15 protein-coding genes and 4 tRNA genes are annotated in these 14,871 nt (G+C 71.7%); 5 read left to right on the top strand and 14 right to left on the bottom strand.

The features are described from left to right. Positions 1–162: 162 nt before the first annotated feature. The 3 genes from nusG to K7396_RS20355 all read right to left on the bottom strand — a co-directional run bounded on the left by nusG (position 163) and on the right by K7396_RS20355 (position 1,580). Complete coding sequence (nusG, locus tag K7396_RS20365) at positions 163–1,029, bottom strand: transcription termination/antitermination protein NusG (RefSeq protein ID WP_086717582.1); 867 nt, start codon at positions 1,027–1,029, stop codon at positions 163–165. A gap of 73 nt (positions 1,030–1,102) precedes the next feature. Beyond that, positions 1,103–1,399 (bottom strand): preprotein translocase subunit SecE, encoded by a 297-nt coding sequence (gene secE, locus K7396_RS20360; protein ID WP_086717580.1) that lies wholly within the window; start codon positions 1,397–1,399, stop codon positions 1,103–1,105. A 108-nt stretch (positions 1,400–1,507) separates the two neighbouring features. Continuing rightward, positions 1,508–1,580, bottom strand: a tRNA-Trp gene (locus K7396_RS20355). Between the two features lie 183 nt (positions 1,581–1,763). On the opposite strand from K7396_RS20355, the gene K7396_RS20350 reads away from it, so the two are divergent. Continuing rightward, positions 1,764–2,999: a pyridoxal phosphate-dependent aminotransferase gene (locus K7396_RS20350; protein WP_086717578.1), complete on the top strand. Its 1,236-nt coding sequence runs from the start codon at positions 1,764–1,766 to the stop codon at positions 2,997–2,999. Positions 3,000–3,123: 124 nt separating this feature from the next. Continuing rightward, the gene (locus K7396_RS20345) at positions 3,124–4,167 is read left to right on the top strand and encodes an adenosine deaminase (protein WP_086717576.1); all 1,044 of its coding nucleotides are present in this window, start codon (positions 3,124–3,126) and stop codon (positions 4,165–4,167) included. Positions 4,168–4,243: 76 nt separating this feature from the next. Here K7396_RS20345 and K7396_RS20340 read toward each other — a convergent pair whose 3' ends face one another. The 6 genes from K7396_RS20340 to K7396_RS20315 form a co-directional block, all read right to left on the bottom strand. Continuing rightward, a complete protein-coding gene (locus tag K7396_RS20340; protein ID WP_086717574.1) occupies positions 4,244–5,299 on the bottom strand; it encodes a UDP-N-acetylmuramate dehydrogenase in 1,056 nt (351 codons plus the stop codon). 61 nt (positions 5,300–5,360) lie between these two features. Beyond that, a complete protein-coding gene (locus tag K7396_RS20335; RefSeq protein WP_086717572.1) occupies positions 5,361–5,795 on the bottom strand; it encodes a MaoC family dehydratase in 435 nt (144 codons plus the stop codon). A gap of 1 nt (position 5,796) precedes the next feature. Then, positions 5,797–6,249, bottom strand: coding sequence for a MaoC family dehydratase N-terminal domain-containing protein (locus tag K7396_RS20330; protein ID WP_086717571.1), 453 nt, complete (start codon positions 6,247–6,249; stop codon positions 5,797–5,799). Between the two features lie 84 nt (positions 6,250–6,333). After that, on the bottom strand, positions 6,334–6,498 hold the full coding sequence (gene rpmG, locus K7396_RS20325; RefSeq protein ID WP_006604855.1) for a 50S ribosomal protein L33: 165 nt from the start codon (positions 6,496–6,498) through the stop codon (positions 6,334–6,336). An 88-nt stretch (positions 6,499–6,586) separates the two neighbouring features. Beyond that, positions 6,587–6,659 (bottom strand) — tRNA-Met (locus K7396_RS20320). A gap of 47 nt (positions 6,660–6,706) precedes the next feature. After that, positions 6,707–6,779, bottom strand: a tRNA-Thr gene (locus K7396_RS20315). A gap of 182 nt (positions 6,780–6,961) precedes the next feature. On the opposite strand from K7396_RS20315, the gene K7396_RS20310 reads away from it, so the two are divergent. Together K7396_RS20310 and K7396_RS20305 are read left to right on the top strand one after the other, a co-directional pair. Continuing rightward, entirely contained in the window at positions 6,962–8,224 is a 1,263-nt protein-coding gene (locus K7396_RS20310; RefSeq protein ID WP_086717570.1) for an amidohydrolase family protein, read from the top strand. A 76-nt stretch (positions 8,225–8,300) separates the two neighbouring features. Next, complete coding sequence (locus K7396_RS20305; protein ID WP_086717569.1) at positions 8,301–8,972, top strand: NAD(P)H-binding protein; 672 nt, start codon at positions 8,301–8,303, stop codon at positions 8,970–8,972. A 189-nt stretch (positions 8,973–9,161) separates the two neighbouring features. Here the strand turns inward: K7396_RS20305 and K7396_RS20300 are convergent. Continuing rightward, positions 9,162–9,243: transfer RNA gene (locus K7396_RS20300), tRNA-Tyr, on the bottom strand. Positions 9,244–9,432: 189 nt separating this feature from the next. Between K7396_RS20300 and K7396_RS20295 the strand changes: the two genes are divergently transcribed. Further along, complete coding sequence (locus K7396_RS20295; protein ID WP_018090929.1) at positions 9,433–9,921, top strand: YajQ family cyclic di-GMP-binding protein; 489 nt, start codon at positions 9,433–9,435, stop codon at positions 9,919–9,921. 106 nt (positions 9,922–10,027) lie between these two features. Here K7396_RS20295 and K7396_RS20290 read toward each other — a convergent pair whose 3' ends face one another. From K7396_RS20290 to K7396_RS20275, 4 genes are all read right to left on the bottom strand, one after another. Next, positions 10,028–10,420, bottom strand: coding sequence for a YccF domain-containing protein (locus tag K7396_RS20290; protein ID WP_086717635.1), 393 nt, complete (start codon positions 10,418–10,420; stop codon positions 10,028–10,030). A gap of 125 nt (positions 10,421–10,545) precedes the next feature. Beyond that, positions 10,546–11,406, bottom strand: coding sequence for a zinc metalloprotease HtpX (gene htpX, locus K7396_RS20285; protein ID WP_086717568.1), 861 nt, complete (start codon positions 11,404–11,406; stop codon positions 10,546–10,548). A 227-nt stretch (positions 11,407–11,633) separates the two neighbouring features. Then, a complete protein-coding gene (locus K7396_RS20280) occupies positions 11,634–13,190 on the bottom strand; it encodes an NADH-quinone oxidoreductase subunit N (protein WP_086721258.1) in 1,557 nt (518 codons plus the stop codon). Further along, complete coding sequence (locus tag K7396_RS20275) at positions 13,190–14,797, bottom strand: complex I subunit 4 family protein (protein ID WP_086721259.1); 1,608 nt, start codon at positions 14,795–14,797, stop codon at positions 13,190–13,192. The genes K7396_RS20280 and K7396_RS20275 overlap by 1 nt, the downstream gene beginning before the upstream one ends. Between the last annotated feature and the right edge of the window lie 74 nt (positions 14,798–14,871).

Genomic DNA, 14,871 nt, shown 5'->3' with positions numbered 1-14,871 from the left:
TCCGGGTCCTAGTGAGAGGTGTTTCGCCGATCCATCCGGTCATCCGGATGGAGGCATACCGCACAACGATAACGGGTATCGTCGCGCGGCCAAAAACCGAGCAGGTCAGACCGGCTGTGAGCCCGTCTGACCTGGTCGGTTTGGCTGGTGGTCCGGAAGAACCTAGTTCTTCTGGATCTGGTCGAAGCTCAGCTCGACCGGGGTCTCGCGGCCGAAGATCTCGACGAGGCCCTTGACCTTCTTCGAGTCGGCGTTGATCTCGTTGATCGTCGCCTGCAGCGTCGCGAACGGACCGTCGGTGACGGTGACGGAGTCGCCCACCTCGAAGTCCAGCACCTGGACCTCGACCTTGCGGGACGGCGCCGGCTTGCCCTCGGCCGCGGCGGCTTCCTTGGCGGCCTTCTCCTCGGCCTCCGGGGCGAGCATCTTGACGATCTCGTCCAGCGTCAGCGGGTAGGGGTCGTAGGCGTTGCCGACGAAGCCGGTGACGCCCGGGGTGTTGCGGACGACGCCCCAGGACTCGTTCGTCAGGTCCATGCGCACGAGAACGTAGCCCGGGAGCTTGTTCTGGCGGATGGTCTTGCGCTCGCCGTTCTTGATCTGGGCGACCTCTTCCTGCGGCACCTCGGCCTGGAAGATGAAGTCCTCGACGTTCAGCGAGACGGCACGCTGTTCGAGGTTGGTCTTCACGCGGTTCTCGTAGCCCGCGTAGGTGTGGATGACGTACCACTCGCCGGGCAGGCCGCGGAGCTCGTCACGGAGGGCGGCCACCGGGTCGACCGGCTCCTGCTCCTCGTCCTCGTCGACCTCGGCGGTGGCCTCGGCCTCGTCCTCGGTGTGCACCGCGGCCTCTTCGGCGGGCTCGCCGGCGGCAGCGTCCTCGGCGTCGAGCTCGTCGACCTCGTCGACGCCCTCGACGATCTCAAGCGCGGTGTCGTCGCCCTCGACCTCGGCCGAGGCAGCCGCGTCCACGTCGGCCGCTGCCGTCTCGGCGGAGTCGGCGGCGTCGTTCAGGTTCGGGTCAGACACGGTGGCTGCTTCTTCCTGGCTTCAAGGGGTTGAACATGCGAAACGGGCGCCCGCTGAGGCGCCCTCCGCGGGATCAGCCGAAGACGTACCCGACGACTCGGTTGATTCCCAAGTCAATCACGGTTACGAGACCGATGATGATGACAACGAAGACGATCACCACGCTGGTGTACGTCGACAACTGGCTGCGCGTGGGCCAGACGACCTTGCGGAGCTCCGCCACGATCTGGCGGTAGAAGAGCGCGAGACGCGCGAAGGGGCCCTTCTTGCCGCGCTTGCCGCCGCGGCGGGGCTTCTTCTGGGACTCCGCGGTGTCGTCCTCGGAGCGACCGCGCTCAGGCATGTCGATGGAGCCCAGGGCGTCCGTCACTCGTCCTCACCTGAATCCGGGTCGTGGCCGTGCCGCGCCCGGTTGAGCCGCACGGCGGTGCATTTCATACGTACGCGTGCACGCACTGCGGTAGGAGAGTGCGTGTAGCAGGGCCGGAGGGACTTGAACCCCCAACCGCTGGTTTTGGAGACCAGTGCTCTACCAATTGAGCTACGACCCTTTGTGGTTCCCCCAACCTACCGCATGCGGCCGACTGCACTAAGTGCGTGCGGCGCGGCGACCTGTCGGGAGCCAACGGTCAGCGAGTGTACGTGGTTCGGAGCCGGGCGTCGAACACGATCCTCCCGGGTGGTGCCCGCAAACCCGTGTTACGGGCTCGTCGGAGGTCTGCAACGATGCATATATGAGCGCTGCAACCCCTTCCGCATCGTCCCCCACCGACCGCCGGGTCTCGGCCCGTGTCGGTTCGATCTCCGAATCCGCCACCCTCGCCGTCGACGCCAAGGCGAAGGCCCTCAAGGCGGCCGGACGCCCGGTGATCGGCTTCGGCGCCGGTGAGCCCGACTTCCCCACGCCCGACTACATCGTCGAGGCGGCGATCGAGGCCTGCCGCAACCCGAAGTACCACCGCTACACCCCGGCCGGCGGTCTCCCGGAGCTCAAGACGGCGATCGCCGCGAAGACGCTGCGCGACTCCGGCTACGAGATCGAGGCCGCGAACGTCCTGGTGACGAACGGCGGCAAGCAGGCCATCTACGAGGCGTTCGCCGCGATCCTCGACCCGGGCGACGAGGTCATCGTCCCCGCCCCGTACTGGACCACCTACCCCGAGTCGATCCGGCTCGCGGGCGGTGTGCCGGTCGACGTGGTCGCCGACGAGACCACGGGCTACCGCGTGACCGTCGAGCAGCTGGAGGCGGCCCGTACGGAGCGCACCAAGGTGCTGCTCTTCGTGTCGCCGTCGAACCCGACCGGCGCGGTCTACACCCGCGAGCAGGTCGAGGCGGTCGGCCGCTGGGCCGCCGAGCACGGCCTGTGGGTGCTGACCGACGAGATCTACGAGCACCTGGTCTACGGCGACGCCGAGTTCTCGTCGCTGCCGGTGGTCGTGCCCGAGCTGCGCGACAAGTGCATCATCGTCAACGGCGTGGCGAAGACGTACGCGATGACCGGCTGGCGGGTGGGCTGGGCGATCGGCCCCAAGGACGTCATCAAGGCCGCCGCGAACCTCCAGTCGCACGCCACGTCCAACGTCTCCAACGTCGCCCAGGCCGCGGCCATCGCGGCGGTCTCCGGCGATCTGACGGCCGTCGAGGAGATGAAGGTCGCCTTCGACCGCCGCCGCCGGACGATCGTGCGGATGCTCAACGAGATCGACGGCGTGCTGTGCCCGGAGCCGGAGGGCGCGTTCTACGCGTACCCGTCGGTCAAGGAGCTCCTGGGCAAGGAGATCCGCGGCAAGCGCCCGCAGAGCAGCGTCGAGCTGGCCGAGCTGATCCTGGAGGAGGCCGAGGTCGCCGTCGTCCCGGGTGAGGCCTTCGGCACCCCCGGCTACCTGCGGCTCTCCTACGCGCTGGGCGACGAGGACCTGGTCGAGGGCGTGTCGCGGCTCCAGAAGCTGCTGGCCGAGGCCAAGTAGGGCATCAGCCACCGATCGATGGCGAACGGGCCCCGCTGTTCCGGGGCCCGTTCGCGCGTTCCCCGGGACACCCCTTCGGGAAAGGCCCTACCGGCGCACCGCCGGAATGCGGCAAGATCTTGGGATGGAGAGCGTTCCTGCCCGCGGTGAAGCCGCTGTTCGAGACCTGAGCCGACTGCCGAAGGCGCATCTGCACCTGCACTTCACCGGCTCGATGCGGTCCACGACCCTGCTGGAACTCGCCGACAAGTACGGCGTCCACCTGCCGGAGGCCCTGCGGAGCGGCGAGCCGCCCCGGCTGCGGGCCACGGACGAGCGGGGCTGGTTCCGCTTCCAGCGGCTGTACGACATCGCGCGGTCGTGCCTGCGGGAGCCCGACGACATCCGGCGGCTGGTCCGCGAGGCCGCCGCTGAGGACGTCCGCGACGGCTCGCGCTGGCTGGAGATCCAGGTGGATCCGACGTCGTACGCGCCGAGGCTGGGCGGCCTGATCCCGGCCCTGGAGATCATCCTGGACGCGGTGCGGGCCGCCTCCCGCGACACCGGGCTCGGTATCCGCGTCGTGGTCGCCGCCAACCGCATGAAGCACCCCTTGGACGCCCGCACGCTGGCGCGTCTCGCGGTGCGCTACGCCGACCAGGGGGTGATCGGCTTCGGGCTGTCCAACGACGAACGCCGGGGATTCGCCCGGGACTTCGACCGTGCCTTCGCCATCGCCCGGGAGGGCGGTCTGCTGGCGGTGCCGCACGGCGGGGAACTCTCGGGGCCGGCGAGCGTCCGGGACTGCCTGGACGATCTGCACGCCGGCCGGGTGGGGCACGGCGTACGCGCCGCGGAGGACCCCGTGCTGCTGCGCCGGCTGGCCTCGCGCGGGGTGACCTGCGAGGTGTGCCCGGCGTCGAACGTGGCACTGGGGGTCTACGAGAAGCCGGAGGACGTGCCGCTGCGGACGCTCTTCGACGCGGGTGTGCCGATGGCGCTGGGCGCGGACGATCCGCTGCTGTTCGGCTCGCGGCTGGCCGCGCAGTACGAGATCGCCCGCAGCGCGCACGGCTTCACGGACGCCGAGCTGGCCGAACTCGCCCGGCAGTCGGTCCGCGGCTCGCGCGCCCCGCAGGACGAGCAGCAGCGGCTGCTGGCGGAGATCGACGGCTGGCTGGCCGCCTAGTGTCCCGGGGCCGCCTGGGCGGCCTGGAGCCCGGTCCTGGGCCCGCTGGGGCGGGTCCCCGGGGGCGGCTTCGCTCCTAGAGGCTGACGCCGACCGTGACCGGCTCGTTGACGAGGGTGACGCCGAAGGCCGCGTGGACGCCGTCGCGGACCTCGCGGGCCAGGGCGAGCAGGTCCTCGGTGGTGGCTCCGCCGCGGTTGGTGAGGGCGAGGGTGTGCTTGGTGGAGATGCGGGCCGGTCCGGTGCCGTAGCCCTTGGTGAAGCCGGCCCGGTCGATGAGCCAGGCGGCGGAGGTCTTCACCAGGCCCTCGCCGGCCGGGAAGGCGGGCGGGGCGGTGTCCGGGCCGAGACGGTCCTGGACGCGCCGCAGGAAGACGGCGTGCTCGGCCTCGGTGAGGATCGGGTTGGTGAAGAAGGAGCCGGCCGACCAGGTGTCGTGGTCGTCGGCGTCCAGCACCATGCCCTTGCCGGCGCGCAGCGCCAGCACGGTCTTGCGGGCGACGGCGGCCGGGACCCGGTCCCCGGCCTCGACGCCGAGGGCGCGGGCCGTCTCGGGGTACTTCAGGGGCGCGGAGAGGCCGCCGGCGTCCTCCAGGGCGAAGCGCACCCGCAGCACCACGAACCGGTCGGGGTGCTCCTTGAAGCGGCTGTGGCGGTACGAGAAGCCGCACTCCTCGTTCGGGATCGTGACGGTCTCGCCGGCCCGGCGGTCGTAGGCGACGACCTCGGTGATCGTGGCGGAGACCTCCTGGCCGTACGCGCCGACGTTCTGGATCGGGGTGGCGCCCGCGGAGCCGGGGATGCCGGCCAGGCACTCCACACCGGCCAGCCCGGCCTCGACGGTGCGGGCGACCGCGTCGGACCAGTTCTCGCCCGCGGCGAGCGTGAGGTCGGTGCCGTCGAGCGCGAAGCCGCGGGTGGCGATGCGCAGGGCCGTGCCGTCGAAGCCCTTGTCGCCGATGACGAGGTTGCTGCCGCCGCCGATGATCAGCAGCGGGGTCCCGGCTTCGTCGGCCGCGCGGACCGCCGCGATCACCTCGTCGTCGGTGGTGGCCGTGACGAGGCGGGTGGCCGGTCCGCCGAGGCGGAAGGTGGTCAGCGGGGCGAGGGGCGCGTCGTGGAGTTCCTGCACGCGCCCCAGGGTACGGGGGCGGCCGGGCCGCGCTCGGCCGGCCGCCCCCGTAGGGCGCGGATCAGGCGAGGCGGACCACGGCGCGGGACATGCCCAGCACCTTCTGGCCCGCGCTCATCGCGGTGAGGTCGACGCGGACCGTGCGGTCGTCGTCGTCCAGCTTGGCGGCGACCTTGGCGCTGACCTCGATCAGCGCGCCGGTCTCGTCGTCGGGGACGACGACGGGCTTGGTGAAGCGCACGCCGTACTCGGCGACCGCACCCGGGTCGCCGGCCCAGTCGGTGACCACCCGGATCGCCTCGGCCATGGTGAACATGCCGTGGGCGATGACGTCCGGCAGCCCGACCTCCTTGGCGAACTTCTCGTTCCAGTGGATCGGGTTGAAGTCACCGGAGGCGCCCGCGTACCGCACGAGCGTGGCGCGGCTCACCGGGAAGGTCCGCGCCGGGAGTTCGGTGCCGACCTCGACGTCGTCGTAGGAAATCGTGGCGGTCATCTCAGGCCTCCTTCGCGGCGCGGGCCACCAGCTTGGTGAAGGCGGTCACGACGTGTTCGCCCGCCTCGTCGTGGACCTCACCGCGGATGTCGATGATGTCGTTGCCCGCCATGGTCTTGATGGCCTCGATGGTGGAGGTGACGCTCAGCCGGTCCCCGCCGCGCACCGGCCGGGTGTAGGCGAACTTCTGGTCGCCGTGCACCACCCGGCTGTAGTCCAGGCCCAGTTGCGGATCCTCGATGACCTGGCCGGCCGCCTTGAAAGTGATGGCGAACACAAAGGTCGGCGGCGCGATCACATCGGAGTGTCCGAGCGCCTTGGCCGCCTCGGCGTCCGTGTATGCGGGGTTGGTGTCACCGATCGCCTCGGCGAATTCGCGGATCTTTTCCCGGCCGACCTCGTACGGGTCGGTGGGCGGGTACGTGCGTCCGACAAAAGACTGGTCGAGCGCCATGGGCTCGCAACCTCCCTGTACTGATGGTGATAACGCCGTGAGGCCGCCCCCACGAATGGGGACGGCCTCACGGACGAGCCTGTGTTATCGCGTCTCGCGGTGCGCGGTGTGCGAGTTGCAACGGGGGCAGTGCTTCTTCATCTCAAGACGGTCCGGGTCGTTGCGCCGGTTCTTCTTGGTGATGTAGTTCCGCTCCTTGCACTCCACGCAGGCCAGCGTGATCTTCGGGCGGACGTCGGTGGCAGCCACGTGAGTGCTCCTTGACGGACGGATGGTCGGATTAACGCATAAAAGAGTAGCCGATCGGAGGACCGACCCCACAATCGGCTACTGTCAGTAGCGGTGACCGGACTTGAACCGGTGACACAGCGATTATGAGCCGCTTGCTCTACCGACTGAGCTACACCGCTGTGATGCAAGAGTCCCTCGCCCGAAGGCGAGGTACCTCACACATCAGAGCCCCAATACGGAATCGAACCGTAGACCTTCTCCTTACCATGGAGACGCTCTGCCGACTGAGCTATTGGGGCGAGCGATGAAGACATTACACGGCCCGCCGCCAAACGTGAAATCCGTATCCGGGCCGTGCCCCAACGGCCTCGCGCACCACACCGGTACGACTATTCCGTGCCTGCGCGAAGCTCTCCCGGCAGCGCCCTACGCTCGGAAGAACGCTGCGTGATCTTGCACGCCGGTGGCTTCGAGGAGCGCGATGTCCGACAGCAGTTCGCCGCAGCCCCAGCCGGGAAGTCCCGGCGGCACCGGCCGCTACGCCAGGGCGGACAGCGGGGCACTGGTGTTGTGCGGGGCACGGCTCGCCGACGGCCGGACGGTGGACGTACGGCTCGGCGGCGGACACATCGAGGCCGTCGGGACGGCCGGCAGCCTCGCCCCGCAGGGCGCCCGCATCGACCTCGCCGGCTACCTCCTGCTCCCCGCCCCCGCGGAACCGCACGCGCACTGCGACACGGCCCTGACGGCGGACGCCGACGGCCCCGCATCCGGCTCCCCCGAGGACGTGCAGCGGCGGACGACCGAGGCCGCGCTGCTGCAGCTGGGGCACGGCGCCACCGCCTCGCGCAGTCACGTCCGGATCGGTGACGTCCAGGGGCTGCGTTCGCTGGAGGCGGTGCTGCAGGCGCGCCGGTCGCTGCGCGGGCTGGCCGAGCTGGCGGCGGTCGCGGTGCCGCGGGTGCTGACCGGGGTGGCGGGGGCGGACGGGCTGGCGATGCTGCGGGACGCCGTGAAGATGGGCGCCTCGGTCATCGGCGGCTGTCCGGACCTCGACCCCGATCCGGCCGGGTACGTCGAGACGGTCCTGGAGCTGGCCGGGGAGCACGGCTGCCCGGTGGATCTGCACACCGACGGCGACGATCCGGCGCGGCTGGCGCGATTCGCGGCGATGTCCGGCGGGCTGCGGCCGGGGGTCGCCCTCGGGCCGTGCGCCGGGATGGCGCGGATGCCGCGGAGCGTGGCGGCGCGGGTCGCCGAGCAGTTGGCGGCCGCCGGGGTCGCCGTGGTCTGCCTGCCGCAGGGCGACTGCACGGGGCTGGAGCGGTACGGCTCGCGGGTGTCGCGGCCGGCGCCCGTACGGCTGCTGCGGGCGGCCGGGGTGCGGGTGGCGGCGGGCAGCGGGGCGCTGCGGGACGTGGCGAACCCGGTGGGGCGGGGCGACCCGCTGGAGGCCGCGTATCTCCTGGCCTCCCTCGGGGAGGCCACCCCGGAGGCGGCGTACGAGACGGTGAGTTCGGCGGCGCGGGCGACGCTGGGGCTGCCGGAGGTGCGTGTCGAGGCGGGCTTTCCCGCGGAGCTGCTGGCGGTGCGCGGGGAGCGGATCGCCGGGGTGCTCTCGCTGGCCTACAGCCGGATCGTGATCCACCGCGGGCGGGTGGTCGCCCGTACCAGCGCGGTGCGGGAGTACTGCGACTCGGCGGCGGAGGTGGCGCTGGAGCTGCCGCGCCAGTCGCAGCGCTGAGCCACGGCGGCGAGAAGGCGCCGGGACCCGGCCGGTCCCGCGCCCGGCGGCGGGCCTTCGGCGTACGGTCGGGATCATGCGCATTGTCATCGCAGGTGGACATGGTCAGATCGCGCTGCGGCTGGAGCGGTTGCTCGCCGGGCGCGGGGACGAGGTCGCGGGCATCGTCCGCCGGCCGGAGCAGGCCGGGGATCTGCTGGCCGCGGGCGCCGAGCCGGTGGTCTGCGACCTGGAGTCGGCGTCGGTGGAGGACGTGGCCCGGCACATGGAGGGCGCCGACGCGGCCGTCTTCGCGGCGGGCGCCGGACCGGGCAGCGGCATCGAACGCAAGGAGACGGTGGACCGCGGCGCGACGCGGCTGTTCGCGGACGCGGCCGAGGCGGCGGGTGTGCGGCGCTTCCTCGTCATCTCCTCGATGGGCACGGACCGCGAGCCGCCCGAGGGCACCGACCCGGTCTTCGCCGCCTACCTGCGGGCCAAGGCCGCCGCCGACGCCGACATCCGCTCGCGCGCGGGGCTGGACTGGACGATCCTGCGGCCCGGCCGGCTGACGGACGACCCCGGTACGGGCCGGGTGACGCTGGCCGACGCCACGGGGCGCAGCGCGGTCTCCCGGGACGACGTGGCGGCCACCTTGCTGGCGCTGCTCGACGAACCGGGCACCATCGGCCGGACGTTGGAGCTGATCGGCGGGGACGTGCCGGTGGTGGACGCGGTGCGGGCGGTGACGGCGGCGCAGCGCGGCTAGGACGTCCGCCGAAGGCGCGGTGGCGGCACCGGGCGCCGGCGGGCCCGTACGGGGCGGGGCCCGGTCGTGTGAGGTCGGCAACAGGCCGGCGGCCGGGCCGCCCGGAGCGTGGGGACACGCGCGGGCACGCGCACGACGAAAAGGTCCCCGGTCTGCGTTTCCGCAGTCCGGGGACCTTTCCACTACCTGTGGCGGCGCCAGGATTCGAACCTGGGAAGGCTGAGCCGGCAGATTTACAGTCTGCTCCCTTTGGCCGCTCGGGCACACCGCCTGGGTTTGCTGCCGGGAGACCCGCTGTGGGGCGGTGCTCCGTGGCAACGACGTAAACCATACCCGATGGCTGGGGGTGGTTCGCCACTCGATTCGAGAGCGCTGGATCTTGGCCGGGTGGCTAGGCTTGGCAGGCGGCCGGGGAAGGCCGCACCCCTGACGGATCTACGTAACGAGGAGCCAACTCAACATGGCCGACTCCAGTTTCGACATCGTCTCGAAGGTAGAGCGGCAGGAGGTCGACAACGCCCTCAACCAGGCCGCCAAGGAGATCTCGCAGCGCTACGACTTCAAGGGCGTGGGCGCGTCGATCGAGTGGTCGGGCGAGAAGATCGAGATGCGGGCCAACGCCGAGGAGCGGGTGAAGGCCGTACTCGACATCTTCCAGTCCAAACTGGTCAAGCGCGGGATCTCGCTGAAGGCGCTGGACGCCGGCGAGCCGCAGGCGTCGGGCAAGGAGTACAAGATCTTCGCCTCGATCGAGGAGGGGATCTCGCAGGACAACGCCAAGAAGGTCGCCAAGATCATCCGCGATGAGGGCCCGAAGGGCGTCAAGGCGCAGGTGCAGGGCGACGAGCTGCGGGTCAGCTCGAAGAGCCGGGACGACCTGCAGGCGGTGCAGCAGCTGCTCAAGGGCAAGGACCTGGACTTCGCGCTGCAGTTCGTGAACTACCGGTAGCGGCCCGGATTCCGGGTGCCACGGGATGGGGCGGCGCGCTTCGGCGTGCCGCCCCACCGGTGTGTCGGGGCGGAAACCTACGGGAGCGGTGTCGCGGAGCGGGCGGTCAGCGGGCGGCGAAGGGCTCGTCGGTGGGGACGATGTCGCGGCCCAGCGGCATGAGGGAGATCGGGATCATCTTGAAGTTGGCGATGCCGAAGGGGATCCCGATGATCGTCACGCACAGGGCGAGGCCGGTGATGATGTGCCCCAGGGCCAGCCACCAGCCCGCGAAGATGATCCAGATGACGTTGCCGATCGCCGAGCCGACGCCGGCGTCGTGGCGTACGACGGTCGTCCGGCCGAAGGGCCACAGGGCGTAGCCCGCGATCCGGAACGACGCGATGCCGAACGGGATGGTGATGATCAGGATGCAGCAGACGACGCCCGCGACGACGTAGCCGATCGCCAGCCAGAAGCCGCTGAGGACCAGCCAGAGGACGTTAAGGATGAACTTCATGATCAACAGCCTTCCACGGGCACTGCGGAGAATGATTCCGCCGTCCTAGACGCGCCGAGCCTGGTGAACCGTTGCGTTCATCATCCGCCGGGGGTGTGGTGACGGCCACCGGTCCCCCGGGGGCGTCAGGGGCGGTGGCCCGCCATCTGTTCGAGGCGGCTGATCCGCTCGCGCATCGGGGGGTGGGTGGAGAACAGCCGGGACAGGCCGTCGCCCCGGAACGGGTGGGCGATCATCAGGTGGCCCGCGGTCTCCAGGCGCGGCTCGGGCGGGAGCGGGAGCTGCTGGGTCCCGGCCTCCAGCTTGCGCAGGGCGGAGGCGAGCGCCAGCGGGTCGCCGGTGAGCTGGGCGCCCGCGGCGTCCGCCTCGTACTCGCGCGAGCGGCTGACGGCGAGCTGGATGAGCGAGGCCGCGACCGGGCCGAGGATCATGATCAGCAGCATGCCGAGGAGGCCGGGGCCCTCGTCGTCGTCGGAGCGGCCTATGGGGATCAGCCAGGCGAAGTTGACGAGGAACAGCACGACGGAGGCCAGCGCGCCGGCCACGGAGGAGATCAGGATGTCGCGGTTGTGGACGTGGCTGAGCTCGTGGCCGAGCACGCCGCGCAGTTCGCGTTCGTCCAGCAGCTGGAGGATGCCGTCGGTGCAGCAGACCGCGGCGTTGCGGGGGTTGCGGCCGGTGGCGAAGGCGTTGGGCGCCTGGGTCGGGGAGATGTACAGGCGCGGCATGGGCTGGCGGGCCGCCGTGGAGAGCTCGCGGACCATGCGGTAGAGCTGGGGCGCCTCGAACTCGCTGACCGGGCGGGCGCGCATCGCCCGCAGGGCCAGTTTGTCGCTGTTCCAGTAGGCGTAGGCGTTGGTGCCCAGGGCGACGACGACGGCGATGATCAGGCCCGTACGGCCGAACAGGCTGCCGATGACGATGATGAGGGCGGACAGTCCCCCGAGGAGGACGGCGGTCCTGAGCCCGTTGTGCCGGCGGTGCACGGTACGCCCTCCAAGCGGTGCGGCAGGGGAACCCTGTGCTGCGTTTCTCCACTCTCCAGTGGACCCTTACTCACTGGTCAACGCGAGATGAACGAGCCTGGTTCCCCGGTCCGCGCGCGGCGCACCGGGCGCGGCACGAGGACGCGCCCGGTGGGGCCGTGGGCCGTACGGGTGGGGCGGGGGCCGGTGGCGGCCGCCTGCGGGGCGTGTGCGGCTCCCTCGGGCCGTCAGAGCAGCGCGCCGGAGGCGAAGCGCAGGACGAGCTGCGGAGCGCCGGAGAGGGCGATGCCGAGGACGGCGGCGAGGGCGATGGCGGTGGCGAGGGGGGCCGGGATGCCGCCGCCGGACGGGTGTCCCGCGGGCGCGGGAGTCGCGGTGGCTGCCGCGTCTCCGGCGCGCTCCGCTTCGCCGGCGCCCCGGAAGAGGACCGTGGTCCACTGCAGGTAGTAGTAGAGCGCGATCACGACGTTGACGGCCATGATCACGGCGAGCCAGGCCAGGCCCGCGTCCACGGCCGCGGAGAACACCGTGACCTTGGCGAACAGGCCGATGATGCCGGGCGGCAGGCCGGCCAGGCAGAGCAGGAAGAAGCCCAGGGCGAGCGCCACGACGGGACGCCGGTGGTACAGCCCCCGGTAGTCGGTGATGCGGTTCGCCGGGCGGGTGCGGGCCACCAGGGCGGCGACGGCGAAAGCGCCGAGGTTCACGGCCGCGTACATCAGGGCGTAGGCGAGGGTGGAGCCGATGGCGTGCCCCGGGTCCCGCTCGAAGCCCGCGGCCGCGATCGGCACCAGGAGGTAGCCGGCCTGGCTCACCGAGGACCAGGCGAGCAGGCGTACGGCGCTGTGCGCGCGGCGGGGGTCCTGGCGCAGGGCCGCGACGTTGCCGACGGTCATGGTGAGCGCGGCGAGGACGGCCAGGGCCGGGCCCCAGACGTCCGCGTACGAGGGGAAGCCCTGGACGGTGACGAGGATCAGGCCGGAGAAGCCGACGGCCTTGCCCACCACGGAGAGGTAGCCGGCGATGGGCAGCGGCGCGCCGACGTAGGTGTCCGGCACCCAGAAGTGGAACGGGGCGGCGGCGGTCTTGAAGGCGAAGCCGACCAGGGTGAGGGCGACGCCGGCGCTCGCCAGGGTGGCCAGCCGCGGGTCGGGCAGGGCCGTGAGCGCGTGGGCCACCTGGGAGAGGTGGAGGCTGCCGGTGGCCGCGTAGAGGAAGCTCACGCCGAGGAGCATCACGGCGGTGGCGGCCACCGAGGACAGGAAGAACTTGAGGGCGGCCTCGGAGGACAGCCGGTCGCCGCGCCGCAGGCCGACCAGCGCGAAGGCGGGCAGCGAGGCGACTTCGAGGGCGATGACGAGGGTGGCGAGGTCCCGGGAGGCGGGCAGCAGGGCGGCGCCGGCCGCCGAGGAGAGCAGCAGGAACCAGTACTCGCCGGCGGGCAGGTCCTGGTCCCGGACGGTGTCGATGGACAGCAGGGCGGTCAGCAGCGCCCCGCCGAGCACCAGGAACTGCACGACCAGGGCGAACGGGTCGGCCGCGTAGCTGCACACGTCCGGGTGGGCGGGCAGGCAGAAGGTGCGGCGGTCGCCGTCCAGGAGGGGCAGCAGGGCCAGCGCGGCGAGCGCCAGGCCCGCCGTCGCGATCCAGCCCAGCAGCGGCTTGCGGGCCGCCGGGAGGAAGAGGTCGGCGACGAGGACGACCAGGGCGACGGCCCCGGCGAGGGTGGGCGGGGCGAGGGCGCGCCAGTCGACGGACTGGACCAGGGAGGTCACCGTGCTCATCACTTACCGCCTCCGAGGAGCTGCTGGACGGCCGGGTCGGTGAGGCCGAGGAGGGCCGCGGGCCACAGTCCGGCGAGGACGGTGAGGGCGGCGAGGGGGGTCCAGGCCGCGTACTCGTAGCGCGCGAGGTCGGGGAGGACGGGGGCCGGGGCCCCGGCGGCCGTCGCGGTGCCTTCCCCCGCCGCCGGGGCGGCCTCGGCGAGCGCCGGGGTGCCGCCCATGCAGACGCGGCGGACGACGAGCAGCAGGTAGGCGGCCGTCAGCAGGGTGCCGAGGCCGGCCAGCGCCATGAACGTCAGGAAGGCGGGGCGGCTGAGGCCGGCGGCGGGCCGGAAGGCACCGAACATCGCCAGCATCTCGCCCCAGAAGCCGGCCAGCCCGGGGATGCCGAGCGAGGCGACCGCCGCGAAGGCGAGCAGGCCGCCGAAGCGGGGGGCCCTGCCGTAGAGGGCGGCGCCGGTGCTGCCCGCCAGGGCGTCGAGGTCGGTACTGCCGGTGCGGTCCTTGAGGGCGCCGACCAGGAAGAACAGCAGGCCGGTGATCAGGCCGTGGGCGATGTTGGCGAACAGCGCGCCGTTGACGCCGGTGGGGGTCATGCTGGCGATGCCGAGCAGCACGAAGCCCATGTGGCCGACGGAGCTGTAGGCGATCAGGCGCTTCAGGTCGCCGCCCGCGCCCTTGCGGACGAGGGCGAGGCAGGCGAGCGAGCCGTAGATGATGCCGATGGCGGCCAGCGCGGCGAGGTACGGCGCGAAGGTCTGCATGCCCTCGGGCGTGATGGGCAGCGCGATCCGCACGAAGCCGTAGGTGCCCATCTTCAACAGGACTCCGGCCAGCAGCACCGAGCCGACGGTGGGGGCGGCGGTGTGGGCGTCGGGCAGCCAGCTGTGCAGCGGCCACAGCGGGGACTTGACGGCCAGTCCGATGCCGATCGCCAGCACCGCCAGGATCTGAACGGTGTGGCTGAGCTGGGCTTTCGGGCCGTTGTCAGTGGCGAGTGCCACCATGTCGAACGTGCCGGACTTCACGCCGATGAGGAGGAGGCCGAGCAGCATCACGACGGAGCCGAGCAGCGTGTAGAGGATGAACTTCCAGGCCGCCGCCTGCTTCCCCGCGCCGCCCCAGCGGGCGATGAGGAAGTACATCGGGATGAGGACCGTCTCGAAGGCCAGGAAGAACAGCATCAGGTCGAGGACGGCGAAGCTGGCGAGGGTGCCGGCTTCGAGCGTGAGCAGCAGCGCCACGAACGCCTTGGGGGACGGGCCCTTCGGCAGGTGGAAGTAGCTGTAGAGCGCGCAGAGGAAGGTCAGCAGCGCGGTCAGCACGACGAGGGGGAGCGAGATGCCGTCGATGCCGAGGTGGATGCGGATGTCCAGCGCCGGGATCCAGCTGATGTCGGTGGTGGCCTGCATACGGGCCGGGTGGTCGTGGTCGAAGCCGGCGGCCAGCGCGAGGGCGGCGGCGAGCACGACGCCGGTGACGGTCACGCCGTGGCGCAGCACGGCCTGGCCGGGGTCGCGGCCCCGCAGGCCAGGGGGCGCGGGGAGCAGGGCGCCGACCGCGCCCAGCAGGGGGAGGACGACGACCGCCGCGAGGAGGTACTGCAGAACGGTGGGGTTCACGGGTCAGGCCCTCCTCAGGGTTTCGGCTCCGGCGAGCCCGGCCGCGAGGGGTGTCGGCT

It is taken from the genome of Streptomyces angustmyceticus (genome assembly GCF_019933235.1).
Taxonomy (GTDB): domain Bacteria; phylum Actinomycetota; class Actinomycetes; order Streptomycetales; family Streptomycetaceae; genus Streptomyces; species Streptomyces angustmyceticus.
The sequence above is the reverse complement of the archived record's forward strand: the minus strand, read 5'-3'. Positions and strand labels throughout refer to the sequence as shown.

Coding starts and splice junctions, on each gene's coding strand:
- K7396_RS20310 (WP_086717570.1), top strand. CDS start 6,962: ATGTCCGACAGCAGTTCGCCGCAGCCCCAGCCGGGAAGTCCCGGCGGC.
- K7396_RS20305 (WP_086717569.1), top strand. CDS start 8,301: ATGCGCATTGTCATCGCAGGTGGACATGGTCAGATCGCGCTGCGGCTG.
- K7396_RS20345 (WP_086717576.1), top strand. CDS start 3,124: ATGGAGAGCGTTCCTGCCCGCGGTGAAGCCGCTGTTCGAGACCTGAGC.
- K7396_RS20280 (WP_086721258.1), bottom strand. CDS start 13,190: ATGAGCACGGTGACCTCCCTGGTCCAGTCCGTCGACTGGCGCGCCCTC.
- K7396_RS20335 (WP_086717572.1), bottom strand. CDS start 5,795: ATGACCGCCACGATTTCCTACGACGACGTCGAGGTCGGCACCGAACTC.
- K7396_RS20330 (WP_086717571.1), bottom strand. CDS start 6,249: ATGGCGCTCGACCAGTCTTTTGTCGGACGCACGTACCCGCCCACCGAC.
- K7396_RS20295 (WP_018090929.1), top strand. CDS start 9,433: ATGGCCGACTCCAGTTTCGACATCGTCTCGAAGGTAGAGCGGCAGGAG.
- K7396_RS20290 (WP_086717635.1), bottom strand. CDS start 10,420: ATGAAGTTCATCCTTAACGTCCTCTGGCTGGTCCTCAGCGGCTTCTGG.
- K7396_RS20350 (WP_086717578.1), top strand. CDS start 1,764: ATGAGCGCTGCAACCCCTTCCGCATCGTCCCCCACCGACCGCCGGGTC.